The 25,395-nt window shown below is 74.0% G+C and carries 22 protein-coding genes; 11 read left to right on the top strand and 11 right to left on the bottom strand.

Annotation, left to right across the window (positions count from 1 at the left end; all coding sequences use genetic code 11):
- The first annotated feature begins 75 nt into the window (after positions 1 to 75).
- Positions 76 to 249 (top strand): hypothetical protein, encoded by a 174-nt coding sequence (locus ACIQI7_RS06550; protein ID WP_387752536.1) that lies wholly within the window; start codon positions 76 to 78, stop codon positions 247 to 249.
- Entirely contained in the window at positions 246 to 1,082 is an 837-nt protein-coding gene (locus tag ACIQI7_RS06545; RefSeq protein WP_401105776.1) for an MBL fold metallo-hydrolase, read from the top strand. Before ACIQI7_RS06550 ends, ACIQI7_RS06545 begins: the two co-directional genes overlap by 4 nt.
- A gap of 100 nt (positions 1,083 to 1,182) precedes the next feature.
- On the opposite strand, the gene ACIQI7_RS06540 is transcribed toward ACIQI7_RS06545, so the two are convergent.
- Both ACIQI7_RS06540 and ACIQI7_RS06535 read right to left on the bottom strand, forming a co-directional pair.
- Entirely contained in the window at positions 1,183 to 1,857 is a 675-nt protein-coding gene (locus ACIQI7_RS06540) for a Crp/Fnr family transcriptional regulator (RefSeq protein WP_030288117.1), read from the bottom strand.
- A gap of 189 nt (positions 1,858 to 2,046) precedes the next feature.
- Positions 2,047 to 3,054 carry a DUF5937 family protein gene (locus ACIQI7_RS06535; protein WP_401105774.1) on the bottom strand — a complete coding sequence of 336 codons (1,008 nt, stop codon included), beginning with the start codon at positions 3,052 to 3,054 and terminating at the stop codon, positions 2,047 to 2,049.
- A 133-nt stretch (positions 3,055 to 3,187) separates the two neighbouring features.
- On the opposite strand from ACIQI7_RS06535, the gene ACIQI7_RS06530 reads away from it, so the two are divergent.
- The gene (locus ACIQI7_RS06530; RefSeq protein ID WP_401105772.1) at positions 3,188 to 4,021 is read left to right on the top strand and encodes an isocitrate lyase/phosphoenolpyruvate mutase family protein; all 834 of its coding nucleotides are present in this window, start codon (positions 3,188 to 3,190) and stop codon (positions 4,019 to 4,021) included.
- A 41-nt stretch (positions 4,022 to 4,062) separates the two neighbouring features.
- Here ACIQI7_RS06530 and ACIQI7_RS06525 read toward each other — a convergent pair whose 3' ends face one another.
- Positions 4,063 to 4,851, bottom strand: coding sequence for an alpha/beta fold hydrolase (locus ACIQI7_RS06525; RefSeq protein WP_401105770.1), 789 nt, complete (start codon positions 4,849 to 4,851; stop codon positions 4,063 to 4,065).
- A gap of 132 nt (positions 4,852 to 4,983) precedes the next feature.
- On the opposite strand from ACIQI7_RS06525, the gene ACIQI7_RS06520 reads away from it, so the two are divergent.
- The 6 genes from ACIQI7_RS06520 to ACIQI7_RS06495 all read left to right on the top strand — a co-directional run bounded on the left by ACIQI7_RS06520 (position 4,984) and on the right by ACIQI7_RS06495 (position 10,717).
- A complete protein-coding gene (locus ACIQI7_RS06520; protein ID WP_401105768.1) occupies positions 4,984 to 6,606 on the top strand; it encodes an FUSC family protein in 1,623 nt (540 codons plus the stop codon).
- Between the two features lie 41 nt (positions 6,607 to 6,647).
- Positions 6,648 to 7,148, top strand: coding sequence for a MarR family winged helix-turn-helix transcriptional regulator (locus ACIQI7_RS06515; RefSeq protein ID WP_387752553.1), 501 nt, complete (start codon positions 6,648 to 6,650; stop codon positions 7,146 to 7,148).
- A gap of 367 nt (positions 7,149 to 7,515) precedes the next feature.
- Complete coding sequence (gene nth, locus ACIQI7_RS06510; RefSeq protein ID WP_387752555.1) at positions 7,516 to 8,394, top strand: endonuclease III; 879 nt, start codon at positions 7,516 to 7,518, stop codon at positions 8,392 to 8,394.
- Positions 8,395 to 8,435: 41 nt separating this feature from the next.
- The gene (locus tag ACIQI7_RS06505) at positions 8,436 to 9,164 is read left to right on the top strand and encodes an NUDIX hydrolase (RefSeq protein ID WP_401105765.1); all 729 of its coding nucleotides are present in this window, start codon (positions 8,436 to 8,438) and stop codon (positions 9,162 to 9,164) included.
- A 46-nt stretch (positions 9,165 to 9,210) separates the two neighbouring features.
- Positions 9,211 to 10,398: a MarP family serine protease gene (locus ACIQI7_RS06500; RefSeq protein WP_401105763.1), complete on the top strand. Its 1,188-nt coding sequence runs from the start codon at positions 9,211 to 9,213 to the stop codon at positions 10,396 to 10,398.
- Positions 10,399 to 10,417: 19 nt separating this feature from the next.
- Complete coding sequence (locus tag ACIQI7_RS06495) at positions 10,418 to 10,717, top strand: metal-dependent hydrolase (RefSeq protein ID WP_401105761.1); 300 nt, start codon at positions 10,418 to 10,420, stop codon at positions 10,715 to 10,717.
- 51 nt (positions 10,718 to 10,768) lie between these two features.
- On the opposite strand, the gene ACIQI7_RS06490 is transcribed toward ACIQI7_RS06495, so the two are convergent.
- The 7 genes from ACIQI7_RS06490 to ACIQI7_RS06460 form a co-directional block, all read right to left on the bottom strand.
- On the bottom strand, positions 10,769 to 10,978 hold the full coding sequence (locus ACIQI7_RS06490; protein WP_159028462.1) for a hypothetical protein: 210 nt from the start codon (positions 10,976 to 10,978) through the stop codon (positions 10,769 to 10,771).
- Between the two features lie 155 nt (positions 10,979 to 11,133).
- Positions 11,134 to 12,228 (bottom strand): alpha/beta fold hydrolase, encoded by a 1,095-nt coding sequence (locus ACIQI7_RS06485; protein WP_401105758.1) that lies wholly within the window; start codon positions 12,226 to 12,228, stop codon positions 11,134 to 11,136.
- 174 nt (positions 12,229 to 12,402) lie between these two features.
- Positions 12,403 to 12,879 (bottom strand): phage holin family protein, encoded by a 477-nt coding sequence (locus tag ACIQI7_RS06480; RefSeq protein ID WP_387752568.1) that lies wholly within the window; start codon positions 12,877 to 12,879, stop codon positions 12,403 to 12,405.
- A gap of 345 nt (positions 12,880 to 13,224) precedes the next feature.
- A complete protein-coding gene (nhaA, locus tag ACIQI7_RS06475) occupies positions 13,225 to 14,679 on the bottom strand; it encodes a Na+/H+ antiporter NhaA (RefSeq protein ID WP_401105756.1) in 1,455 nt (484 codons plus the stop codon).
- A 368-nt stretch (positions 14,680 to 15,047) separates the two neighbouring features.
- Complete coding sequence (gene acs / locus ACIQI7_RS06470; protein ID WP_401105755.1) at positions 15,048 to 17,018, bottom strand: acetate--CoA ligase; 1,971 nt, start codon at positions 17,016 to 17,018, stop codon at positions 15,048 to 15,050.
- A 242-nt stretch (positions 17,019 to 17,260) separates the two neighbouring features.
- Positions 17,261 to 19,693: a SulP family inorganic anion transporter gene (locus ACIQI7_RS06465; RefSeq protein WP_401105753.1), complete on the bottom strand. Its 2,433-nt coding sequence runs from the start codon at positions 19,691 to 19,693 to the stop codon at positions 17,261 to 17,263.
- Between the two features lie 441 nt (positions 19,694 to 20,134).
- A complete protein-coding gene (locus ACIQI7_RS06460; protein WP_401105752.1) occupies positions 20,135 to 21,142 on the bottom strand; it encodes an ATP-binding protein in 1,008 nt (335 codons plus the stop codon).
- A 219-nt stretch (positions 21,143 to 21,361) separates the two neighbouring features.
- Between ACIQI7_RS06460 and ACIQI7_RS06455 the strand changes: the two genes are divergently transcribed.
- Positions 21,362 to 22,252, top strand: a complete 891-nt coding sequence (locus tag ACIQI7_RS06455; protein WP_401105750.1) for an oxidoreductase — start codon at positions 21,362 to 21,364, stop codon at positions 22,250 to 22,252.
- 379 nt (positions 22,253 to 22,631) lie between these two features.
- Here ACIQI7_RS06455 and ACIQI7_RS06450 read toward each other — a convergent pair whose 3' ends face one another.
- Positions 22,632 to 23,531 carry an HAD family hydrolase gene (locus ACIQI7_RS06450; protein ID WP_401105748.1) on the bottom strand — a complete coding sequence of 300 codons (900 nt, stop codon included), beginning with the start codon at positions 23,529 to 23,531 and terminating at the stop codon, positions 22,632 to 22,634.
- A gap of 726 nt (positions 23,532 to 24,257) precedes the next feature.
- Between ACIQI7_RS06450 and ssd the strand changes: the two genes are divergently transcribed.
- A complete protein-coding gene (gene ssd, locus ACIQI7_RS06445; RefSeq protein ID WP_401105746.1) occupies positions 24,258 to 25,382 on the top strand; it encodes a septum site-determining protein Ssd in 1,125 nt (374 codons plus the stop codon).
- Positions 25,383 to 25,395 lie beyond the last annotated feature (13 nt).

Below are 25,395 nucleotides of genomic sequence, written 5' to 3'. Positions count from 1 at the left end.
GCACGATCCGCCCCACCCAGCCCCACCGCACGACACGACCTTCCCGTACCGCCGCAGAGAAAGGACCGACGCCCGATGACCCACAACGACGTGGCTCGCCGGACGGCGCCCCGGATGCCCGCCCGCCGCGTGATTCCCCGTGACCCCGCCTGCGAGAGCCAGGTCCCGTTCGTCGAGGTGGCGCAGCGCGCCCTCGTCCGGGCGCTGCCGCTGCGGGCCCTGCACCGAGACGTGGGAGGCGGCCGGTGAGCGGACTCCTGCCGGGCGACCCCGCCGCCGCCGTCGGCGGCGAGGCCACCCCTCGGGCGCTGTGCGTGCTGGCACCGAACCCGTCGCCGATGACGCTGGACGGCACCAACACCTGGCTGCTCTCCGAGCCCGGCTCGGACCTCGCGGTGGTGATCGACCCGGGCCCGCTGCACGAGGGCCACCTGCGCCGGGTGATCGACCTCGCGGAGGAGCGGGGCAAGCGGATCGCGCTGACCCTGCTCACCCACGGCCACGCCGACCACTCCGAGGGCGCGGCCCGCTTCGCCGAGCTGACCGGCACCGAGGTACGGGCCCTGGACCCGGCGCACCGGCTGGGCTCCGAGGGGCTGGTCGGCGGCCAGCGCCTGGACGTCGGCGGACTGGACCTGCGGGTGGTGGCCACCCCGGGGCACACCTCGGACTCGCTGACCTTCCACCTGCCGGACGACGGCGCGGTGCTCACCGGCGACACCGTGCTCGGCCGCGGCACCACGATGGTCGCGCACCCCGACGGCCGGCTCGGCGACTACCTGGACTCGCTGCGCCGACTGCACACCATGGCCTCCCACCAGGGCGTGCGGACCGTGCTGCCCGGCCACGGCCCGGTGCTCGCGGACGCGCTCGGCGCCGTCGACTACTACCTGGCCCACCGGGCCGCACGGCTCGCCCAGGTGGAGACCGCGGTCGAGGCGGGCTGCCAGACGGCGTCCGCCGTGGTGGCCCGGGTCTACGCCGACGTGGACCGGGCGCTCTGGCCGGCCGCCGAGCTGTCGGTGCGGGCCCAACTGGACTACCTGGAGGAGCACGGGCTGATCCCGGGCGCCGAGGACTGACCGGGGGAGAGGCTCGGACTGACCGGGGAAGACCGGGGAGACCGGGGGAGACGCGGAAGGGCCCGTCCGATCCGGACGGGCCCTTCCGCGTGCGCGGGCGTCAGCGCGAGCGGCGCGACAGCCGCTCGACGTCCAGCAGGACCACGGCGCGGGCCTCCAGCTTCAGCCAGCCGCGGCCGGCGAAGTCGGCGAGCGCCTTGTTGACCGTCTCGCGGGAGGCGCCGACCAGCTGGGCCAGCTCCTCCTGGGTGAGGTCGTGGGCGACGTGGATGCCCTCCTCGGACTGCACGCCGAACCGGCGGGAGAGGTCCAGCAGGGCCTTGGCGACGCGGCCGGGCACGTCGGAGAAGACCAGGTCGGACATCACGTCGTTGGTGCGGCGCAGTCGGCGGGCGATGGCCCGGAGCAGCGCGATGGAGACCTCGGGGCGGGCGTGCAGCCAGGGCTGGAGGTCGCCGTGGCCGAGGCCGAGCAGCTTGACCTCGGTCAGCGCGCTGGCGGTCGCGGTGCGCGGGCCCGGGTCGAACAGCGACAGCTCGCCGATCATCTCGCTGGGGCCGAGCACGGCGAGCATGTTCTCGCGGCCGTCCGGGGAGGCGCGGTGCAGCTTGACCTTGCCCTCCGCCACGACGTACAGGCGGTCGCCCGGGTCGCCCTCGTGGAACAGCGACTCACCACGGGCGAGGGTGACCTCGGTCATGGAAGCGCGCAGCTCGCCGGCCTGTTCGTCGTCGAGTGCCGCGAAGAGTGCGGCGCGCCGCAGAACGTCGTCCACGTGCTTCCTCCTTCTCGGCCGTACGGCGGGTGGGCCGTCCGGCGCAAGTTCCGTTCAGTGTTCTGCATCACCAAGCATGGCGCATGTCGCTCCGATCATATGAGGAGGGGGTGTGCCGAGGTGTGCCGTGCGGGGCCATTCGTACCGGACGGTCACCGGGCGGGCCCGCCGAGGGGAGCCCGCGGGCGGTCATCGGTGGAACACCTGTCCGTCCTGCTCGAACAGGGAATCGCCCACCGCCGTACGGGCGTACAGGACGGCGTGCCCGGCGCGGTGGGCGCTGGTCAGGCCCGCGGTGCGCAGGGCGGTGAGGTGCTGCGACACGCCGGCCGCGGACAGTCCGGTGCGGCGGGCCAGCTCGGTGGTCGAGGCCGGGGCGTCCAGCTCGGCCAGCAGCCGGGCGCGGGAGCGGCCGAGGACGCCGGCCAGCGCCTCGGCGCGGTCCGCCGGGTCCGGCCGCCGCTCCCACAGCGTCGCCGCGCCGCGCGCCGGGTAGCTCAGCTGCGGCGGGTCGGGCGGCAGCACCCGGGTCAGCACCCGCGGCCAGGCGAAGGCCGAGGGCACGAGCAGCAGCCCGGCCCCGGCGTTCAGCCGGGTGACCGCGCAGTGCCGCCGCTCCAGCCGCAGCGCGGCGCCGTCCCAGCGGACCGTCCCGTGCAGCTCGTCCAGCATCCGCGCGGTGCCGTGCTCCGCGGCCTGCCGGGAGCGGTGGAAGACGTCCGCCGCGAGCAGTGCGCGGATCCGGGCCCAGTACGGGGCGAGCGCCCGCTCCCAGTACACCTCGATCTCGGCGGCCAGCCCGGGCAGTTGCCCGGCCGGGTCCCGGTGCAGCGGCTCCAGGACGGCGGGCAGCCGGCCGCCCGCCTCGGCGGCCAGGATGTCGAGGTCGGCCCGGACCTGCCCGGGGGAGGTGGCGGTGATCGCGGCCAGCTCCTCGGCGAGGGAGGGGGAGAAGCCGGCCGGGGCGGGGTTGAGGAAGTCCGGCAGGTGGCCGTCGGGCGGCACCAGCGCGGCCAGCCGTTCCGTCACCGGCCCGGCGGCGTTCCGCTCCCGGACCTGCCCGGCCCAGCGGCGGTACAGCGCCGGGACGGGCGAGTGGGCGAGGGCGCGCAGGCTGGTCACCACCTCCTGCATCGGGGAGACGGCGAACCGGGTCAGCGCCAAGTCGTTGGCGGAGAAGTGCAGTTCGGTGCGCATGCGGGCCCCTCCCCGGTGGGGACGGGGCCCCTGGCTGCCAAGATTCGGCCCCAGCTTAATCACTGGTCGGGGCCGTCGGCCGGGCCGCAGGATGCCCGTGACCCCACCGATCCGTACGAAAGCCGGTGCCTCCATGTCCACCACGCCTGCCATCTCCGTCACCCGCGGCCGGGCGCTGCGGCTGCGCGAGCTGATCGCGGACGGCGTGCTCGTCCTGCCCAACGCCTGGGACGCGGGCAGCGCCGCGGTGATCGCCTCGGCCGGCGCCCGGGCGGTCGCCACCACCAGCGGCGGCGTCTCCTGGTCGCTCGGGCACGGCGACGGCCAGCGGCTCGACCGGGCGGCGGCGGTCGAGGCGGCCCGGCGGATCGCCGCGGCGGTGGACCTGCCGGTCACCGTGGACGCCGAGGGCGGCTACGGGCCGGGGCCCGCCGACGTGGCGCGGACGGTGGCGGCCCTGGTCGACGCCGGTGCGGCGGGCGTCAACCTGGAGGACTCGACGGCCGTCGGCGGACCGCTCTTCCCGGTGGCGGAGCAGGCCGCGCGGCTGCGCGCGGCCCGTACCGCGGCGGCGGAGGCCGGGCTGCCCGAGCTGGTGGTCAACGCCCGCACCGACGTCCTCCTGTTCGGGCTGGGCGGGCTCGACGACGTGCTGGCCCGGGCCGAGGCCTACGCCGGGGCGGGCGCCGACGGCCTGTTCGTGCCCGGGCTGCTGGACCTCGACGTCCTCGCCGACCTGTGCGCCCGCTCCCCGCTGCCGGTCAACGCGATGGCCGTCGCGGGCGGACCGGGCGTCGCCGAGCTCGCCGCCACGGGGGTGCGGCGAGTCAGCGTCGGCACCGGGCTCGCCCAGCTCGCGTACACCGCGGCCCGCCGCGCGGCCGCCGAACTGCTCGGCGCCGGAACGCTGACGGAGCTCGACGGGTCGCTCGGCTTCGGGGAGCTGAACGGCCTGTACCGAGGCTGACGGGCCGTCCTCGAACGCGCGTCCGCGGGGTGACGCGGGCGTCAGGCGTAGAACTTCAGCAGCTCCGGCGCCAGCACCTCGGGCGCCACCTCGTGGGTCTGGCCCTCCAGCGTCCGGTACTCGGCGCCCGGCAGGGCCGCCGCCACCGCGCGGGCCGGGGCCCGCAGCTGCTCCGGGCTGGCGCCGCCGTCCAGGACCAGGACCGGCAGGTCGAGCGCGGCCAGCAGGCCGACCGGGACGGCCGCGCCGGTCTCGACCCCGAGCGCCGCCGCGTCGTACGCCAACGTCGGCGCGACCGTCTCGAACAGCGGCCACACCGGGGCGCCGCGCATGCCGTCCACCATCTCGGCCGGCATCCCGACGTAGCCCATGAAGGCCGCGACGGCGTCCCCGCGGCGTCCCTCGGCGAGCGTCGCCGTCAGTTCGGCGACGTACCGGCCGAAGCGCTCGCGCTGCTCCTCCCCGGTGCTGAACGGCGGCTCGTAGACGGCGAGCCGGGTGATGCCGATGTCCGCGGCGGCGGCCCGCAGCGCGAGCGCGGCGCCCGAGGAGAGGGCGAGGACGCGGGCCGATCCGCCCGCCGCCGCGATGACGGCGGCCAGGTCCTCGATCTCGCGCTCCACCGCGAACGGGGCGGTGTCCCCGCTGGTGCCGCGCCCGCGCCGGTCGTACGTCCACACGGTGTGGTGGCCCGCCAGCTGCTCGGCGATCGCGGCGCCCGGCCCGAAGCCACGGTGGCAGATCGCGCCGTCGACCAGCACGACCGCCGGCCCGGAGCCGGTGACGGAGCAGGCGAGGACGGTGCCGTCGGTGGAGACCACGGTGCTCATGGGGTTTTCCTTCTGTCGTACGGGTCGGTCATGGAGGTAGACCGGGGTACGCCGCGGAACTCATCGCTCCCGCCGGAACTTTTTCCAGCCGAGCATATATTTCACGGATAAATTATCTGCTAACCTTTTTGCATGGTCACAACCGCCCAGTTCCGTCAGGCACTTCGGGTCGGTCCGGCCGGGGACGGCTGGCACAAGCCCGCGCTCAGCGCCGTGGTCACCCTCGGCGCGCTCAACCTCACCCTGCTCGGCCTCGGCCGGCTCGACCTCGCCCTCTACACCTCGGCCGGCGGCCTCGGCGCGCTGTACGGGCACGGGCTGCCGTACCGCGCCCGGGCCCGGATGCTGGCCGGCGTGCTGTTCGGCACCGTGCTCAGCACCGGCGCCGCCCTCACCGCCGCCGCGCTGACCCGCGACGCCGCCGTCCTGGTCGCGGTGGCCGCGGTGCTCGCCGCCCTGCACAGACTGTTCTGTGACGCGGCCCGGGTCGGCCCTCCCGGCAGTCTGATCATCACCTTCACCTCCGCCAGTTGCGCCTTCGTCCCGCAGCGGATGTCCGAAGTACCCCCGCACCTGGCGCTCACCGCGCTCGGCGCCGCACTGGCCTGGCTGGTCTGCATGGCCCCGGCCCTGGCGCGCCCGTACGGGCCGGAACGGATCGCCACCGCCCGTGCCCTGGAAGCCGCCGCCAAGCTGCTGCGGACCGGGCCCGGCCGGCCGGACGCCGCGGCCCGTACCGCCCTGGTCGGCGCGGTCGAGGCGGCCTGGCAGAGCCTCGCGCTCTCCACCCCTGCCCGGCGGCGCGTCCTCGGCGACGCGCCCGAGCGGCTGCTGGTGAGGGCGGAGACCGCGCTGGCCGACTCGGCCCGGCCCGAGGACGCCGCGCGGTACCTCGGCTGGGCCCGCGACCTGCGGCGCGGCCGCCGGCTGCCGTCGCTCGACCTCACCGAGGCGGAGGCGGCCGAGCCGGCCGCCCGCCGTCGCGGCCCCCGGCCGCCGCTGCGCCGGGTACTGCGGCCCGGCTCGGCACTGCTGCCGATCGTTCTGCGGGTCGCGGTCGGCTGTGCCGCCGCCGGGTGGCTCTCGCTGGCGCTCGGCGTCGGCCGGCCGTACTGGGCGGTGGTCACCGCGGCCTCGGTGTTCCAGACCAACAGCACGCTGTCCTGGCAGCGCGCGCTGCAGCGGGTGCTGGGCAACCTGCTCGGCCTGCTGCTGTTCACCGCCGCGCTGCCGGTCGCGCACTCGGGCCCGGTGGCGCTGATCGGGCTCGGGCTGGTCTGCCAGTTCGGCGCGGAGGCGACGATCGCCCGCAGCTACTGGCTGGCGACGGTCTTCGTCACCCCGCTGGCACTGCTGATGACGGAGTTCGCCGGCCCGCAGCGGGCCGGGGTGCTGATCGGTGACCGCTGGCTGGACACCTGCGTCGGCGCGGTCACCGGCCTCGCGGCCTGCCTGCTGGTCACCAACCGCCGCACCGCCGCCCGGCTGACCCGTGCCCTGGCCGGAGCCGAGGCCGCCGGCCACCGGGCGCTGGCCGCCGTCTCCGCCGCGAACGCCCCGGAGGCCCACGCCGCCCGCACCGGCCTCGCCGCCGCCCTGCTGGAGCTGCGCGAGGCCTCCGACACCGCCGCCGGCGAGTGGCGCCGCCCCGCCCTCCCGCACCAGCGCGCCACCGCCACCGAGCAGCAGGCCCACCTGCTGCTGGCCGCCCTGCTGGAACGCCGTACCCACGGAGCTTTGCCGGACACGCCCTAGGATTCAGACGACCGGCAGGCCGCAGAACGGGAGCAGCACGCGTGGAGGACGTCGTCGCAGGTGTGCTGCGCCAGTGGGAGCGGGCCTACCCGGGGCTGGACACCGGCCCGATCGCCGTCCTCGGCCGGATCAACCGCTGCGCCGCACTGCTCCAGCAGACCCCCGACCCGCTCACCCGGGCCGGCCTCACCCGTGCGGAGTTCGACATCCTCGGCGCCCTGCGCCGCCTCGACCGCGAACTGACCCCCACCCAGCTGGCCCGGGAGAGCTTCGCCTCCGGCGCCGCCGTCACCAAGCGCCTGCGGCTGCTGGAGGAGCGCGGCCTGGTCAGCCGGCGCACCGACGACCGGGACCGCCGGGTCGCCCACCTCGCGCTCACCGAGGAGGGCCGGACTCTGGTGGACGGCCTGATCCAGGAACTCGTCACCTACGACCGGGCCCTGCTGGCCGGCCTCACCCCCGCCGAGCAGGACCGCCTCGCCGAGTCCCTCAGCGGCCTGCTGAACAGTCTTGAGGGAACGATCGGCCGCACCCTGGGCTGAGCCGCCGTCCGGTGGCACGGCATCGGGAACGCCGCTCCGACGGAGAACCGTGCTCGTGACTCGTCGCGAGCCTCGCTCCGGGCGGATCGGCCGGAATTCCGTTCGTTGACGAAGGAAGGCTCCGGCGGGCCTCGTTTCGTGCCGTCCACGGCCGGATCCGGGCGAAACGAGCGGCCCGTCAACCCGATGGCGCGGGGCCACCGGAACGGGGCGGAGCCAGGGCAGCCGGCCCGTCTCCTCGGCGATCGACCCGCCACCTGTCAGGTGACGGCCACGGGCGGAGTTCATTGGACAACAGCCCATGCCAGGGCGGGTTTCCGTGCTTGATCGGCCCCAAGCGGTCCGCCGGTCGGCGTAGCCTTCGTGCATGGCAGAGAGCAAGGTCCGGAAGGCCGCGGCGCAGAGGCCGGTGGCGAAGAAGGCGGCGGCGAGGCCGAGGAAACCGGAATCGCGCCTGGCGATGGTGCGGCGGGCCCGGCGGATCAACCGCGAGCTGGCGGAGCTGTACCCGTACGCGCACCCGGAGCTGGACTTCGAGAACCCGTTCCAGCTGCTGGTGGCCACCGTGCTGTCGGCGCAGACCACCGACCTGCGGGTGAACCAGACCACCCCGGCACTGTTCGCGAAGTACCCGACGCCGGAGGACATGGCGGCGGCGAACCCGGAGGAGCTGGAGGAGATCATCCGCCCGACCGGCTTCTTCCGGAACAAGGCGAAGTCGCTCCTCGGCCTCTCGGCGGCGCTGCGCGACGAGTTCGGCGGCGAGGTCCCCGGCCGGCTGGCCGACCTGGTGACCCTGCCCGGCGTCGGCCGCAAGACCGCCAACGTCGTCCTCGGCAACGCCTTCGGGGTCCCCGGCATCACCGTGGACACCCACTTCGGACGGCTGGCCCGGCGGTTCGGCTGGACCACCGAGGAGGACCCGGTGAAGGTCGAGGCGGCCGTCGCCGAGATCTTCCCGAAGTCGGAGTGGACGATGCTCTCGCACCGGGTGGTCTTCCACGGCCGCCGGATCTGCCACTCCCAGCGGCCCGCCTGCGGCGCCTGCCCGATCGCGCCGCTCTGCCCCTCGTACGGCGAGGGGGAGACCGACCCGGAGAAGGCCCGCAAGCTGTTGAAGTACGAGATGGGAGGCCATCCCGGTCAGCGGCTGCGGCCGCCGGCCGACTTCCCCGGTGAGGCGGCCGCCCGAGCGGACGCCGCCGTCCACCACGGCCGGGTCGCGGACCTGGCGGTGGACGCGTGAGCGGCCGGTGGGGGCACCCCGGGCCGGACGCCGGGGGAGTCGTGCGGGGCATCGAGCCGGACGGGCTGCCGGCCTGGCTGCAGCCGGTCCGGGAGGCGGCCGAGCGGGTGCTGCCGGAGCAGCTGAGCCGCTTCCTGCCGCCGGTCGAGGGCGGCCGGCCGGCGGCCGTGCTGATGCTCTTCGGCGAGGGGCCGCAGGGGCCGGACCTGCTGCTGATCGAGCGGGCCCGCTCGCTGCGCTCGCACGCCGGGCAGCCGTCCTTCCCGGGCGGGGTGCTGGACCCGGAGGACGGCGATCCGAACGGCCCGGGCCCGATCGCGGCGGCGCTGCGCGAGGCCTGGGAGGAGACCGGTCTGGACCCGGCCGGGGTGCAGGTGTTCGCGGAACTGCCCCGGCTGTTCATCCCGGTCAGCAGCTTCGTGGTGACCCCGGTGCTCGGCTGGTGGCGCGAGGAGACACCGGTGCGCCCGGTGGACACGGCCGAGACCGGCGCGGTGTTCCGGGTCACCATCGCGGAGCTGGCCGACCCGGCGAACCGGGTGCGGCTGCGCCACCCGTCCGGGCACATCGGCCCGGCCTTCGCGGTCGCCGGGCGGCTGGTCTGGGGCTTCACCGCCGGGGTGATCGACCGGGTGCTGCACCACAGCGGCCTGGAGCTGCCCTGGGACCCGTCCCGGATCGTCGACCTCTCGGACGAGGCGCTGGCGCTGGTCCAGGGGGACCTCGAACACTCCCGGGTGCTGCCGGGCGGCGACGCCGACGCTTCGTGACCGCTCGTCGGCGCGTCCGGCGCGCGGCCCGTGGGAGGGTGTCCGAGTGAACGTCCTGGATGTGCTGTTGATCGCCGCGGCCGTGGCATTCGCCGTGTCGGGCTACCGGCAGGGCTTCGTGGTCGGCGTGCTCTCGCTGATCGGCTTCCTCGGCGGCGGCCTGGTCGCCGTCGAGCTGCTGCCGCTGCTGCTGCTCGACCACATCGGCCCCGGCACCACGGCCTCGGTGGTGGCCGTCGTGGTGGTGATCGTCCTCGCCGCGGTCGGCCAGGCGATCACCGCCCACTTCGGCTGGAAGCTGCGCGGGCACATCGGTCGCCGCCCCGCCCGGGTGCTGGACGCGAGCGGCGGCGCGGTGGTGAACGTCGTCTCGATGCTGCTGGTGGCCTGGCTGATCGGGTCCGCGCTGGCCGGGGCGTCGCTCCCGACGGTCTCCAAGCAGGTCCGCTCCTCGGCCGTCCTCGGCGGGGTGCAGAACGCGCTGCCCAGCGACGCGCCGAACTGGTTCTCGGACTTCTCCAAGGTGCTCGCCCGCAACGGCTTCCCGCAGGTCTTCAACCCCTTCGAGCACGAGCCGATCACCCAGGTCGACAGCCCCGACCCCGCGCTGGCCGCCAGCCCCGCGGTGGCACGGGCCCGGCAGAGCCTGGTCAAGGTGGTCGGCACGGCGACCTCCTGCGGCAAGACCCTGGAGGGCAGCGGCTTCGTGTTCGCCCCGCACCGGGTGATGACCAACGCCCACGTGGTCGGCGGGGTCAACGAGCCGACCGTGCAGATCGGCGGCGTCGGCCAGCTGTACGACGCGACGGTGGTCCGCTACGACTGGCAGCGCGACATCGCCGTCCTGGACGTGCCCAAGCTGAACGCGCCCGCGCTGGCCTTCGCGGGCGAGGCGAAGACCAACGACAGCGCGATCGTGGCCGGCTTCCCGGAGAACGGCGCCTTCAACGTGCAGCCCGCCCGCATCCGCGGCCGGATCCAGGCCAACGGCCCGGACATCTACCACCGCGGCCAGGTGGTCCGGGACGTCTACTCGGTGCGCTCGGTGGTCCGCCAGGGCAACAGCGGCGGCCCGCTGCTCACCCCGGACGGCGAGGTGTACGGCGTGGTCTTCGCCAAGTCCCTGGACAGCGCGGACACCGGCTACGTGCTGACCGCGGCCGAGGTGCGCCAGGACGCCGAGCAGGGCGGCGCCGCGACCGCCCGGGTGGACACCCAGGGCTGCGCGCTCTGACCCCCGGGGGCCGGGAACGGTGTGGATCACCGTCATCGGCCTGGCCGCGCTCGGCACCTTCGGGACGAACGCCTGGATGCCCGACTCGCCCGGCCGGCTGCCGTACGCGGTGGCCCCGGGCACGCTGGCGCACCTGCTCGGTGACTGCCTGGCCAGGAAGGGCGCGCCGCTGCTCTGGCCGCACAAGGAGCGCTACGAGGTCGTGCTGGTCAAGCGCAGCGGCAACAGTGTGGAGACCGAGGTGCTGGTGCCGATCATGTCGGTGGCGACCTTCGTCCTGCTCTGGTTCACGGCGCTGTCGCCGACGATCGTGAACTGAGCGCCGCCGCTGAGCGCCGCCTCAGGTCTCGCACCGCCGCCGAGCGCCGCCTCAGGTCTCGCGCCGCAGCCGTGCGCCCACCCAGCGGGCGCGCCGACCGAGGATGCGGGGGATGCCGAGCTGCCGCCGCTCCGTGCGCTGACGGCCGTCCGGGCCGTCGAAACCGAGGTCGTCCGCCCGGTCGGGCCGGTGGGCGGAGCGCTGGGGGCTGTTGTGACGTCGGCCGCGCGGGGCGCCGCCGCTTTCGGGCATCCAACTCATACCGGAAGGGATGCCCCTGGGCCGGTGGAGGTAACCGCCCGGCCCTCGTCGAAATTGGCCTATGCGGTTGTCATATGAGCATCAAAATAAGGGAGTTGGGTCCGAAGGCCCTTCCGGTCGACCGCACGTACGGCCGTGTCCGGCACCGTCTCCGGTCACTCCTTGTGGCGGCCGATCCAGTCCAGCAGCTCGGCGGTGAACTCCTCCGGCGCCTCCTCGTGCGGGAAGTGCCCGACCCCGGGCATCAGCCGCCAGCGGTACGGCGCCGCCACGTACTCGCCGCCGCCGAGCGCGGTGTGCGACAGCAGCACCGGGTCCGCCGCGCCCTGGACGTGCAGGGTCGGCGCGGTGATCGGCTTCTTCATCCGCCGGGCGAACTGGATGCCGTCCGGCCGGGCCATCGAGCGCAGCAGCCAGCGGTACGGCTCGATCGAGCAGTGCGCCGTGCTGGGGATCTGGATCGCCTGCCGGTACGCGTGCACGGCGGCCTCGTCCAGGCCGCTCGGGCCGGTCCAGGAGTTCAGGTACTGGCCGACCAGCTCGGCGTCGTCGGCCACCAGGCGGCGTTCCGGTATCCACGGCCGCTGGAAGCCCAGCACGTGCTCGAAGGCGGCGAACTGCCGGCGGTCGGTCAGCAGTGCCCGGCGCAGGTCCCTCGGGTGCGCGGCGGAGACCGCGGTCAGGCTCTGGATGACGGACGGTCGCATCACCGCCGCCACCCAGGACAGGGTGCCGCCGGAGGCGTGCCCGACCAGGTGCGCCCGGCGCTCGCCCAGCGAGCGGATCACCCCGGTGATGTCCAGGGCGAGGTTGCCCGGGTCGTACCCGCGCGGGGTGCGGTCGCTGCCGCCGATGCCGCGCAGGTCGAGCGCCACCGCCCGGTAGCCGGCCTCGGCGAGGGCGGTCAGCTGGTGGCGCCAGGCCCACCAGTACTCGGGCCAGCCGTGCACCAGCAGCACCAGCGGGCCGGAGCCCAGCTCGGCGATGTGGAAGCGGGCACCGTTGGCCGCGAGGTCGCGGTGCGTCCACGGGCCGGGCTGCCGGATGCTCCAGGCCTCGCCGCCCGCCGCCGGGGCCCCGGCGGAGGCCGTTTCGCGGGGCTCGTCCGCGGGCTCCCGTGCGGGTGCCAGGCCGGTGCCCTCGGGGGCGGTGCCGGGGCCGACGGGGCCTTCGGGGGTGAGTCCGGCGCCGGAGTCGGGGCCGGAGTCGGCGGACGGCTGCGCGGGCACGGGCTTCTGGTCAAGCGGCATACCGAGAGCGTGTCACATCCGCGCGCCGGACACGTGCCCGGCACTCGTTGTCGGCGGGTCCGGCGCCCGCCGACGCCGGTCGGTGGCACCGGTCGCCGGCGCCGGTCGCGGGATCCGGTTGTGGAAGCCCGGTAATGGGTCGCCGGTTACGGGACACCGGTGACGGAACGCCGGTTACGGGATGCGGCCGAGGGCCCGGTCGATCTCCTCCTGGGTGGCCGGACGCGGCCGGGCGTTCTTCAGCACGTCTGCGGTCTTCTGGGCGCCCTCGATGGTGCGGACCGGCTTCTCGATCTTCTTGAACGAGCGCCAGGCCAGCATCCCGAGCAGCACCGCGAGCAGCAGGTAGGCGCCCGCCACGATCAGGAAGGACCAGCCCAGCGACAGGCCCAGGGCGTGGATGCCGAAGGCCGCCGCGGCGCTCAGCATCGGGATGGAGAACAGCGCCACCACGCCGGCGACGATCAGCGAGACGCCGCCGGAGACGCCGCGCTTGACGTCCGCCCGGATCTCGGCCTTGGCGAGCGCGATCTCGTCGTGGACCAGCGCGGACAGGTCGGCGGTGGCCGCCGCGAACAGCTGCCCCACCGAACGCTCGCCCTCGTAGGGCGCCCGGCCGTTGCTGGACGGGTCTGCGGCTCCTGCGGGCATCAGCGGTTCTCCTCTGCGGCTGTACGGCGTGACGCCGCCGCGGGTCTGCGGTTCCGGGGCCGGTGGGGGGTCCGGAGGCGTCTGTGGGTTGTCGACAGTTCAGAATCATGCCCCTACCGGTCAGTCGGACACCACTCCGGGGCCCCGGCGGAGGGACGTGTCCCGGCGGCCGGAAGGCACCCGGACGCCTCCGCCGGGGCCGCCGACCGCTGTTGTCGGGGTGTTCCGGACGTTCCTGCCGGTGCCCTCAGGGTGTCTTCCGGAGGGCCGCTCCGGAGTTCTCGGCCGGGGTACCTCGGCCGGGTGCCTCGGCCGGGCCATGGCGGCCCGGTCCCCCCCACCGCCTCAGCCGGACTGTCCGGGCCGGCCCTGGTGACCGGTGCCGGTGCCGGTGCCGAGGTCGGGGTCGGGGTCGGAATCGAGACCAATGCCGGGGTCGGCTGCCCCGCCGGCCGCCGGGCGGGCCGACTCGCCGACCCTCGCCCGCCAAGCCGGGTCGTCCTCCTGGTACACGTCCGGGATGCCGTCCCCGTCCACGTCCCGGTCCTCCTCCTCGCACAGCGCGCGGTAGTGCCGGTTGCGCAGCTTCAGCAGCACGGTGGCGACCACCGCGGAGATCACCGAGCCGACCAGCACGGCCGTCTTGGCCCGGGCGGCGAGCGCCGGGTCGTCCGGGAAGGCGAGTTCGCTGATCAGCAGCGAGACGGTGAAACCTATGCCCGCGAGCACCGAGACGGCGACCATGTCGGCCCACTTGAGCCGCGGGTTCAGCTCGGCCCTGGTGAACCGGGCGGTCAGCCAGGCGCCGCCGAACACGCCCACCGACTTGCCGACCAGCAGACCGATCACGATGCCGATCGGGGCGGCCTGGGTGAACACCTCGCGCAGCTTCGGACCGGAGACGGCCACCCCGGCCGAGAACAGTGCGAACAGCGGGACGGCCAGACCGGCCGAGAGCGGGCGGATCAGGTGCTCGATGTGCTCGCCGGGGGAGTGCTGCTCGTCGCCCTCCCGGTGGCAGCGCAGCATCAGGCCCATCGCGACGCCCGCCACCGTGGCGTGGACGCCGCTCTCGTGCATCAGCGCCCAGGTCACCACGGCCAGCGGTACGAAGAGGTACCAGCCGTGGACGCCGCGCCGGTGCAGGAACCAGAACAGCACCAGCCCGGCGAAGGCCAGGCCGAGCGCCCAGAACTTGATGCCGTGGCTGTAGAAGATCGCGATGATCAGGATCGCGATCAGGTCGTCGACCACCGCCAGGGTCAGCAGGAAGGCGCGCAGTGCGGACGGCAGGTGGCTGCCGACCACGGCCAGTACACCGAGTGCGAAGGCGATGTCGGTGGCGGTCGGGATCGCCCAGCCGCCGGGGTGCCCGCCGCTGCCGGAGTTCACCAGGGCGAAGAGGATCGCTGGCAACGCCACCCCGCAGACGGCGGCGGCCACGGGCAGCAGCGCCGCACTGGGCGTACGCAGCTCACCGGCGACGAACTCACGCTTGAGCTCGATCCCGGCGACGAAGAAGAAGATCGTCAGCAGGCCGTCCTTGGCCCAGGTGGCCAGGGAGAGGTCGAGGTGGAGCGGGGCGGAGGGGCCGACGGTGTAGTCGAGCACGCTCTGGTAGGAGTGCGGCCAGGCGTTGGCCCAGATCAGCGCGATGACGGCGGCGCCCAGCAGCAGCATGCCGCCGACCGTCTCGGTGCGCAGGGCGTCGGTGACGAAGGTGCGCTCGGGCAGTGAGAGCCGACCGAGGAATTGCCGGCGGCGGGTCGTCGGCTCGTGGACGGGCGGCTGGTCGGTCACGGGGGACCTCCTGGGGCTGGGAGCGGCAACGGATGCACGGGTGGTGCAGTTGCCGACCAGACTTCCCGGCGCGCCCTGTGACGCCCGCGATGCCCGTCAAGGGATCTTGATGCGTCCTTAATAGTTTAGCGGGACGTTCAGGTGACATCCGGATTGTCCTATTCAAGGACTTAAGCCCTGCCAGCCGGTTCTGCACTCCGGAGGAGTAGCGGCTGGTCCGATCGGTGGCCCGGTGTCCCTTGGGGGCTGACGAGACGGCTGTGCCCCGCGCGGTTGTCACCGCTCGGGGCACAGCCGTTGTCCCAGTGGCGCTCGGCCGCTACCGGCCGGTGGCGGCTACCCGTCGGCCGTTACCGGCCCGGTGGTCTTCAGCCGTTGCCGTTGCCGTTGCCGTTGTCCGAGGCCGGCAGCTGGGCCTGGATCTGGCTCATCACCGTGCTGTCGGCCAGGGTGGTGGTGTCACCGACCTCGCGGCCCTCGGCGATGTCGCGCAGCAGTCGGCGCATGATCTTGCCGGAGCGGGTCTTCGGCAGCTCGCCGACCACCTTGATCTGCTTCGGCTTGGCGATCGGGCCGAGCGTGCGGCCGACGTGCGCCCGCAGCTCCTCGACCAGCTCGGGACTCTCGGTGGCGCCGCCGCGCAGGATCACGAAGGCGACGATGGCCTGACCGGTGGTGGCGTCGGTCGCGCCGACCACGGCGGACTCGGCCACGGACGGGTGGCCGACCAGGGCCGACTCGACCTCGGTGGTGGAGATGTTGTGGCCCGAGACGAGCATGACGTCGTCCACCCGGCCGAGCAGCCAGATGTCCCCGTCCTCGTCCTTCTTGGCGCCGTCACCGGCGAAGTAGCGGCCCTCGAAGCGCGACCAGTAGGTGTCGACGTAGCGCTGGTCGTCACCCCAGATGGTGCGGAGCATGGACGGCCACGGCTCGGTGAGCACCAGGTACCCGCCGGAGCCGTTCGGCACCTCGGCGGCGTTGTCGTCCACCACGGTGGCCGCGATGCCCGGCAGGGCGCGCTGGGCCGAGCCCGGCTTGGTCTCGGTGACGCCCGGCAGCGGGCTGATCATGATGGCGCCGGTCTCGGTCTGCCACCAGGTGTCCACGATCGGGCACTTGCCGCCACCGATGTGCTCGCGGTACCAGACCCACGCCTCGGGGTTGATCGGCTCGCCGACGCTGCCCAGCACCCGCAGCGAGGACAGGTCGAACTTCGCGGGGATGTCGTCGCCCCACTTCATGAAGGTGCGGATCGCGGTCGGCGCGGTGTAGAGGATGGTCACGCCGTACTTCTGGACGATCTCCCAGAACCGGCCCTGGTGCGGGGTGTCCGGGGTGCCCTCGTAGATGACCTGGGTGGCGCCGTTGGAGAGCGGGCCGTAGACGATGTACGAGTGGCCGGTGACCCAGCCGATGTCGGCGGTGCACCAGTAGACGTCGGTCTCCGGCTTGAGGTCGAAGACAGCGTGGTGGGTGTAGCTGGCCTGGGTGAGGTAGCCGCCCGAGGTGTGCAGGATGCCCTTGGGCTTTCCGGTGGTGCCCGAGGTGTAGAGGATGAACAGCGGGTGCTCGGCGTCGTGCGCCTCGGGGGTGTGCTCGGTGGACTGGCGCGCGGTGATCTCGTGCCACCAGACGTCGCGGCCCTCGGTCCACGGGATGTCCTGCCCGGTACGGCGGACCACCAGGACGTGCTCGACGCCGTCGGCCTTGGTGAGCGCCTCGTCGATGGCCGGCTTCAGGGCGGAGGGCTTGCCACGGCGGTAGCCGCCGTCGGCGGTGATGACGATCTTGGCCTGGGCGTCCTGGATGCGGGAGGCGACGGCGTCGGAGGAGAAGCCGCCGAAGACCACCGAGTGGGTGGCGCCGATCCGGGCGCAGGCGAGCATCGCGACGACCGCCTCGGCGATCATCGGCAGGTAGACGGCGACCCGGTCGCCCTTGCGGACGCCGAGCTCCAGCAGCGCGTTGGCCGCCTGCGAGACCTCGTCCTTGAGCTGGGCGTAGGTGATCGAACGGCCGTCGCCGGGCTCGCCCTCGAAGTGGATGGCGACCCGGTCGCCCAGGCCGTTCTCCACGTGGCGGTCGACGCAGTTGTACGCGACATTGAGCTTGCCGTCGGCGAACCACTTGGCGAAGGGAGGGTTGGACCAGTCGAGGGTCTCGGTCGGCTCGACGGCCCAGGTGAGGCGACGGGCCTGCTCGGCCCAGAAGCCCAGACGGTCCTCGGAGGCCTGCGCGTACGCGGCCGCGGTGACGTTGGCGGCTGCGGCGAGCTCTGCCGGCGGGGCGAATCGCCGCTCCTCCTTGAGCAGGTTGGCCAGGCTCTCGTTGCTCAACGCGCACTCCTCATCGAGTCATGATCGGGGGCGTTCCCGTGCGTGGGGATTGTCCCGTGTGTCCCAGCGCACAGCTCACCAGGCGAACGGGGCAGTTGACAAGAGGCTCCTGGGAATTGGTGTAGACCTTTGACCGGTGGCCGGTCGGCCTCCCGCACGGTTCGCCACGGCGGACCGGACGACCGTGCGGGGGTGGGTGGGCCCGTGCCCCGGCCCGCCCGGCGGGGACACGGACCCGGCTCTCAGGCAGCCAGTCGAGGGCCCTCCCCACTGCCCCCGACCGGGGCCCGATCGTCCTCATTCACCCGTTCGGCCGATGCTGTGTTCGGCCGGACACCGGGGCCGGTCCCGATGGGACCCTCGGCGTGGTGTTCGATTTCGTTCGCCCGCTTCCCTGCGCGGGCCTCGACCGGGCTGAACGCCCCGGTGGCCCGGTCCAGGACGTAGGCCTGGGCCGTCGCGAAGTCGAAGTACATCCCGACCAGCCGCAGGGAGCCCTCCTCGACCCGGCGTTCCACCGCCGGGTTCGCCATCAACTGGTCCAACTGCTGGACCACGTTGGTGATGCAGAGCTGCTCCGCGACGTCCGCCGCGGGCCGGGCGGCGAACTCCGCCGGGGCCCGTCGGAGCCGGTCCAGCGAGCCGCGGCCGTTGCGCAACCAGCGGGCCAGCGGGGTGGGCGGCCCGGGGCGCTCGTGCACCCCGTCCAGCAGGGCCTGCATCGCGCCGCAGCCGGAGTGTCCGCAGACCGTGATCGAGCGCACCTCCAGCACCTCGACCGCGTACTGCACCGCGGCGGCCACCGAGTCGTCCGCCGCTCCGGGTTCGTGCGGGGCCGGCACCAGGTTGCCGACGTTGCGCACGGTGAACAGGTCGCCCGGACCACTGTTGGTGATCATGCTGGTGACCATCCGGGAGTCCGCGCAGGTCAGGAAGAGCTGGGAGGGAGTCTGACCCTCGCGGGCCAGCCGGGCGAGTTCCGGCCGGATCAGCGGGGCGGTGTGCAGCTGGAACACCCGGACGCCGTCCAGCAGCCGGCCGTGCGGGTCCTCCTGCTGCTCGATGCAGTGGTGGCCGACCCAGGGCGTCCAGGCCCGGCAGCGGTGCTGGCCCGGGGAGCTGCCCGCGCGCACGGTGCCGTCCGGGTCGAGCACCTCGTCGTCCTGGCGCCGCGTCACCATCGAGACCCGGCCGCCCGCGTCCTGGTGCCCGGCCCGCCAGCTGTGCAGCGTCTCGTAGGCGGCGTGGTCCAGGAAGGAACCGTCGTGGACCACGGTGACCCCGGCCCCGGCCGGGATGCCGGCCAGCGCCCGGCTGAGCCGGGGCACGGTGGTGAACGTGAGCGGGCCGTGCGTCTGGACGGTGACCGTGCCGTCGGGGCCGGTCTCGACGTCCACGTGGGCGCGGGTCAGCCGGTAGAGGGCGAGCAGCATGGCGGTGCCGGCGCCGATCGCGACGCCCCACAGCACGCCGGCGGCGACCACGCCGAGCACGGTGACCAGGTAGACGGGGAACTCGCGGTGCCGGTGCACCTTGCGGATGTGCGCGAAGCTCACCATCTGCAGTCCGACCACCAGCACCAGCGCGGCGAGCGCGGCCAGCGGGATCCGGCGCAGCCCGCCGGCCAGTGCCAGCGCGGCGGCCAGCGCCCAGACGCCGTGCAGCACCGAGGCCCACCTGGTCTGGCCGCCGGCCCGCACGTTGGCGGTGCTGCGCACCGCGCCACCGGCGACCGGCAGGCCGCCGACCAGCCCGCTCACCAGGTTGGCGAGGCCCTGGCCGCGCAGTTCGCGGTCGAGGTCGCCGGTGCGGCGGGACATCCGGTCGATCGCGACGGCGGACAGCAGCGACTCCACGCTGGCCACCGCGGTGACGGTGAGGACGGCGGCGAGCAGGCCGAGGACCGGTCCGTGCGGTAGTTCGGGCAGGAGCGTCTGCGGCCGCCAGGCAGGGAGCTCGATGTGGGCCAGCCGCAGGTCCAGGGCGAACACGAGGGCGGTGGCCAGCGCGACACCGGCCAGCGGGGCGGGCACCTTGGCCAGCCGGGTGCCGAACTCACCCGCGCGGCCGGGGAGTCGGCCGAGCCGCGGCCAGCCGAGCAGGACGGCCACGGTCACCGCGCCGGCCAGCAGCGCGGGTGGGTGCGGGCCGGCCAACTGGCCGGGGAGGGCCAGGATGTCGGCGATCGCGGAGCTCTGCGGCGAGCCGCCGAGGACGACGTGCAGCTGTGCGATGGCGATGGTGATGCCGACCCCGGCCAGCATGCCGTGCACGATCGCGGGCGAGACGGCGAGCGCGGTCCGGGCCACCCGGCGTGCGCCGAGCAGGAGTTGGAGCAGTCCGGCGGCGACGGTGATGGCGCAGGTGGCCCGCCAGCCGTACTGGGCGATCAGTCCGGCGGTGACCACCGTCAGCGCCGCCGAGGGGCCGCTGACCTGGAGCGGTGTGCCGCCGCACAGCCCGACCACGATGCCGCCCACGGCGGCGGCGGCCAGCCCGGCGGTGAGCGGGGCGCCGGTGGCGAGCGCGATGCCGAGGGAGAAGGGCACGGCGATCAGGAAGACCACGAGGGACGCGGAGAGGTCGTGGGCCCAGCGGGCGCGCGGGCCCGGGCCGGGTGGTGCGTGGTCGGTGGTGTCGGAGGCGATGGGGGCACTGGAGATGTCGAGGGTCATGGTCTTCCCGTCTGTCCGGGGGAGCGAACGCAGTCAGGTCCGGTGGTGGGTCCGGCGTGGGGCTCCGGGGCGGATCGGCTGTCGTGGGCGCGACGGTGTGGCGGGATGGCGTGGGCGCGGCGGGGGAGTGCGGGTGTCACCGGCCGGCGTCGACCATCAGGCCCGCCAGGGCTCCGGGCGAGGTGCGGGACGTCTCACCGGGGACCACCGGGCGAACCATCAAGACTCGGTAAACCGAGGGTAATGAAAGCTTTGCACAGCGTGGTTCCGGGAGGGAAGCGGAAAACCCCCTGATTCACCCCAATGGGTGGTGGCCGAACGGTCGGGAATCTGCTGGTGGCGGCGGCCGTGGCGGCCGACCGGCCGGGCGGGCGGCATGCGAACGGGCCGTGGCCTCCCGGAATGGGGAGGCCACGGCCCGTTCGGTCGCGGTGGTGCTGGTCAGACGTGGGCGCCCGCCGGGGCCGTGCGCTCGCCGACGCCCGCGTACTCGCCCAGGACGAAGTCCCCGTCCACCTGGCTCGCGAGGTCGATGCCGACCTTGGCGTTGGCCCAACTCTCCGCGTTGCGGCGGTGGAACAGGACCGCCTGCTCGGTGTAGCGGCGCGCGTCCCGCCGCCCGTACGCCGTGTCGGTCTCGATCCGCAGCTCCTCCAGTACGGCCCGGTTGGCCGACTCCAGGGCCCTCAGCGGCGGCTGGGCCCCCTGCTCCAGGCGGCGCACCCAGTCGGACTGGCCGAAGGTGGTGAGCAGGTCGTCGCCGACCTCGCGGCGCAGGAAGGCCAGGTCGTCCGGGCCCTGCACCTTGTTGCCGACCACGCGCAGCTGCACGCCGAAGTCTCGGGCGTAGTCCCGGTACTGGCGGTAGACGGAGACGCCCTTGCGGGTCGGCTCGGCGACCAGGAAGGTCAGGTCGAAGCGGGTGAACAGGCCGGAGGCGAAGGAGTCCGAACCAGCGGTCATGTCGGTCACCAGGTACTCGCCCGGGCCGTCCAGCAGGTGGTTGAGCAGCAGTTCCACCGCACCGACCTTGGAGTGGTAGCAGGCCACCCCGAGGTCCTCCTCGGTGAACGCGCCGGTCGCCAGCAGTCGGACCGAGCCCTCGTCCAGTGCGATCGGGCGGGCGCAGGCGGCGTAGACCGGGTTCTCCTCGACGATCCGCAGCAGTCGCGAACCGCGGCCGGGCGGCGTGGTTTTGATCATCTCGTCGGAGGAGCGGATCAGCGGGTTGCTGCCGCGCAGGTACTCCTTGATCTCCGGCAGGTGTCCGCCCAGCGGGGGCAGTTCGGCCGCCTGCGCGTCCGTCAGCCCCAGGGCGGGGCCCAGGTGCTGGTTGATGTCGGCGTCCACGGCGATGACCGGTCGGCCCATGGCTGCCAGGTGGCGGATGAACAGGGCGGACAGCGTGGTCTTCCCGCTGCCGCCCTTGCCGACGAAGGCGATCTTCATCTGGGGACTCCGGCTCTCGCTCAGGGCCCTCGCTACGGGCCGCTTGCCCAGGGGCCGCGTGGGGGCGGAACCCCTAGTTGGAAATCGTTATCGTCTCCGATAGTGGCCATGCTAGCCGGGGTTTCGGGTTCGCCGGGGGCGGGAAGTGAGGATTGCCTCTAACGGGTGATGCGGGGTTGCTGTTCCGGGAGGGGCGGCCCGTTCATTACTCTCGGGTAGGTGAGCACTGGAACTGATCCCCTCGCCCCGCTGGCCCAGCTCCCCGGGGTGCCCGACGCGGTGGCCGAGGTGCGCAAGGCCGTCGACCGGCTCTACGGCCACCGGGTGATGCGCCGCCGGGCGGCCGAGGTCACCTCGGAGTCCGCGCTGCGCGGCGCCCGCGCGTCGGCGGCCCTGGCCGGGGCCGACTGGCCGCTGGAGGAGGTCCGCCGCCGCAGCGACTTCGGCGCGGACCCCGAAGCCCGGGCGGTCGGCGCCGCCCTGCGGATCGCCGCCGAGGCCGGCCAGTTGCTCAGCATCTGGCGGCACTCGCCGCTCCAGGTGCTGGCCCGGCTGCACCTGCTCGCGGTCGGCGACGCCGATCCGGCCGCCGGCCGCCCGCGGCGGGCCGGTGAGGGCGCCGAGGAGCTGTTCCCGCTGGAGCTGGAGCCGGTGGAGAGCGTCGAGGTCGACGCCGTGGTCGATCCGCTCCCGGCGCTGCCGCCCGCCCCGGGCGCGGAGGAGGTCGCGGCCCGGCTGGACCAGCTGTCCCGGCTGCTGGTGGCGCGCGCGGAGGGGCAGGGCGTGGGCACGCCGGCCCTGGTCGTGGCCTCGGTGGTGCACGGCGAACTGCTCGCGCTGCGGCCGTTCGGCACCCACAACGGGGTGATCGCGCGGGCCGCCCAGCGGATCGTGCTGATCGCCGAGGGGCTCGACCCGAAGTCGATCTGCCCGGCCGAGGTCGGTCTGGCGGAGCTCGGCACCGCCGCCTACCGGCGGGCCCTGGCCGGCTACCTGGCGGGCACCCCCGAGGGGATGGCGGCCTGGATCGCGCACTGCGGACGGGCGCTGCGGCTCGGCGTCCGGGAGAGCACGGCGGTCTGCGAGGCGATGCAGCGCGGGATGGTCTGAGCGGCCGGACCGGAACCTCGCACGCGCCCCCTTGGGGGGCGCGCGGAGAAAGAGATGCGGCGGCACCTGATCCTGCTGGGTGCCGCCGCTGGTGCAGATACCGGGTGACCATGCATGCACCGGAAGTGCCGATCAGACGGGGATCCTGCCCGTTCGCCTGGTCCGGCGGCCCGACAGCGGGTCGGCTGCATGTGGGTGCCCGGATATCTGTACGTGCGGTCCGTGGGCCTGAACTGCGTTGTCGGTTTGACCTCTTAGGTCCTGACCGGGTCTCGCGGGCCGTGCTTCATTTGTATCGCGTTTCGGGCGAAAGGGGAACCCGAAACGAGAAGTCTGTCCCGATTGCCCGTTTTGGCCAAAGGCGGCCCGCGGCGAGGCCTCAGGCCGCGGGCCGCCGCCTCCGGGCCAGGTACCAGATCACCCCGGCGGTCACCACGGCCGTCCCGGCCGCCACGGCGGTCAGCACCGAGCCGCTCGGAGCGGAGAACTCGGGCAGCCGGCGCCGCAGTTCCACCGGCTTGTCGAAGACCAGCACCGGCCACTCCCGGGCCTGCGCCTCCTTCCGCAGGGCGCGGTCGGGGTTGACCGCCGACGGGTGGCCGACCGCCTCCAGCAGCGGCAGGTCGGTGGAGGAGTCGCTGTAGGCGTAGGACGCGGCCAGGTCGTACCCCTCGGTCCCGGCCAACTCCCGGATGGCGGCGGCTTTGTTCTCGGCGTAGGCGTAGTACTCGATCTCGCCGGTGTAGCAGCCGTTCTCGACCTTGAGCCGGGTGGCGATCACGTGGTCCGCGCCGAGCAGCCGGCCGATCGGCTCGACCACCTCGGAGCCGGAGCTGCTGACGATCACCACGTCCCGGCCGGCCGCGTGGTGCTGCTCGATCAGCGAGGCCGCCTCGTCGTAGATGATCGGGTCGATCAGGTTGTGCAGGGTCTCGGCGACGATCTCGCGGACCTGCTGGACGTTCCAGCCCCGGGTGAGCGCCGAGAGGTACTCGCGCATCTTCTCCATCTGGTCGTGGTCCGCGCCCCCGACCAGGAAGACGAACTGGGCGTACGCGCTGCGCAGCACGGCCCGACGGTTGATCAGGCCCCCCTGGTAGAACGGGCGGCTGAAGGCCAGCGCGCTCGACTTGGCGATGATGGTCTTGTCGAGGTCGAAGAAGGCCGCCGTGCGCGGTCCGCCGGGCCGGGGGCGAACGGGCGGGCGGAGCTCTTCGGGCCCGGTGGTGTCGTCCGGGGACTCGTCGGCGTGGTCGTCGGCGTTCTCGGTGGTGTCCACGGGAACCGAGGATAGAGGGAGCCGCAAAACACCCCGCCATTCGGCGTACTCGCGGGCGTGCGGGTTTGTGTTTCTGGCCGCTCGGGTACACCATGGAAGTCACGGATCGTTCGCGACCGTGCTAACCCGGTCCGGCTCCTCCCCCCCGAGCCGGGCTGTGGATAGACGACCCCCGCTCTCCCCCCCGGCGGGGGTCGTCGCACGTCCGGGGCCATTTTCAGGGCTTGAACGCCTCTCGCGGCGCATTCGCCGCCGCCGCGTCGACGGCTTACAGGGGGTGTCGCCACCTCGGCCCACTGATCGGCTTTCGTCACTCTGCGTTGTCATTCGCTCATGTCCGTCGAGGATCGAACGGCCGGTTCCGAGCGGCCGTGCGGTCCGTTCGGAAGCGGTGTCGGGAAGGCGGCGGGCAGCGGTCCGGAGAAGGGGTGAACGGGATGCGCCGGGCCGCCGGTTCATCTCGGTGACCCCCTTTCGTCAATTCTTCGCCGATTAGCCCCCCGCCCGGGTGAACGTTTTCATCCACAGCCCATGAGTTATCCACAGGCAATCGGAACCCGGATGACGGAATCCGGGATCTCCCCCCACCGTGATGACCGGCGGCGGTCGCCGGGCAGGGCCTCACTCCTTCCTCCCTGAGGTCTGTCGGGCGGCCGTCCGCCGGAACCGTCCGACGTGCGCCGCCGGCCACCGCTCCGGTGGTCGGCGGCGCGGAGGGGAGACACCATGTCGACGCCTATCGCCGACCACATCACCGCCGAGGGCCCCGCGGTCGCCGGTCCGCTCGTCGTCACCGAGGACGAGGGCCTGGCCGAGCACCTGCTGCGGATCTGCGCGGCTGCGGGCACCGAGCCGAGGCTGGTCCGGGGCGCCCCGCCGACGCGGGAGCTCTGGGAAGGCGCCTCGCTGGTCCTGGTCGGGGACGACCAGGCCGTCCGCTGCTCCGGGCTGGGGCGGCGCGGCGGGGTGCTGCTGCTCGGGCTGGACCTGGACGATCCCGGGGTGTGGGTCCGGGCCGTCCAACTCGGGGCCGAGCACGTGCTGTTCCTGCCCGACGCCGAGGCCTGGCTGCTCGACCGGGTGGCCGACGCGGCCGAGGGGGTCGGCTGCCCGGCGGTCACCGTCGCGGTGCTCGGCGGGTCCGGCGGGGCCGGGGCCTCGACCCTGGCCTGCGCGCTGGCGGTCACCGCCGCGCGGGCGGGCCGGCGGACGATGCTCCTGGACGGCGATCCGCTGGGCGGCGGTCTCGACATCCTGCTCGGCGGCGAGCGGGTCAGCGGGCTGCGCTGGCCCGACCTGGCCGGCTCCCGCGGGCGGGTCAGCGGAGCCGAGCTGGCCAGGGCGCTGCCGGCGCTCAAACGGCTCTCCGCGCTGTCCTGCCTGTCCTGGGACCGCGGCGACACGCTGACCGTCCCGCCGGAGGCCATGCGCAGCGTGCTGGCCGCCTCCCGGCGGCGCGGCGGGCTGGTGGTGGTCGACGTGCCCCGCCACCTCGACGCGGCCGCCGGGCAGGCGCTGGAGCAGTCCGACCTGGCGCTCCTGGTGGTGTCGGCCGAACTGCGCGCGGTGGCCGCCGCCGACCGGGTCGCGGCGGCGGCCCGGATGCGGCTCGGGGACGTCCGGGCCGTGGTGCGGCCGGTGCGGGCCGGCGGGCTCCCGGCCCGGCAGATCGTCCGCGGGCTGCGGTTGCCGCTGGCGGGAGAGCTGGAACCGGAGCCGGGCCTGGCACAGGACGTCGTGAAGGGCGTCCCGCCCGGGAGCCGGGAGAACGGCCCGCTCGCACGCTTCTGCGCGGGCTTTCTGAACGAGGTGCTGCCGCCGGTGCCGGCGGTCGGCGGAGGGGTGTACTGATGGTCCGTCTGCG

This window comes from Kitasatospora sp. NPDC092039, assembly GCF_044756065.1.
Taxonomy (GTDB): domain Bacteria; phylum Actinomycetota; class Actinomycetes; order Streptomycetales; family Streptomycetaceae; genus Kitasatospora.
The sequence above is the reverse complement of the archived record's forward strand: the minus strand, read 5'-3'. Positions and strand labels throughout refer to the sequence as shown.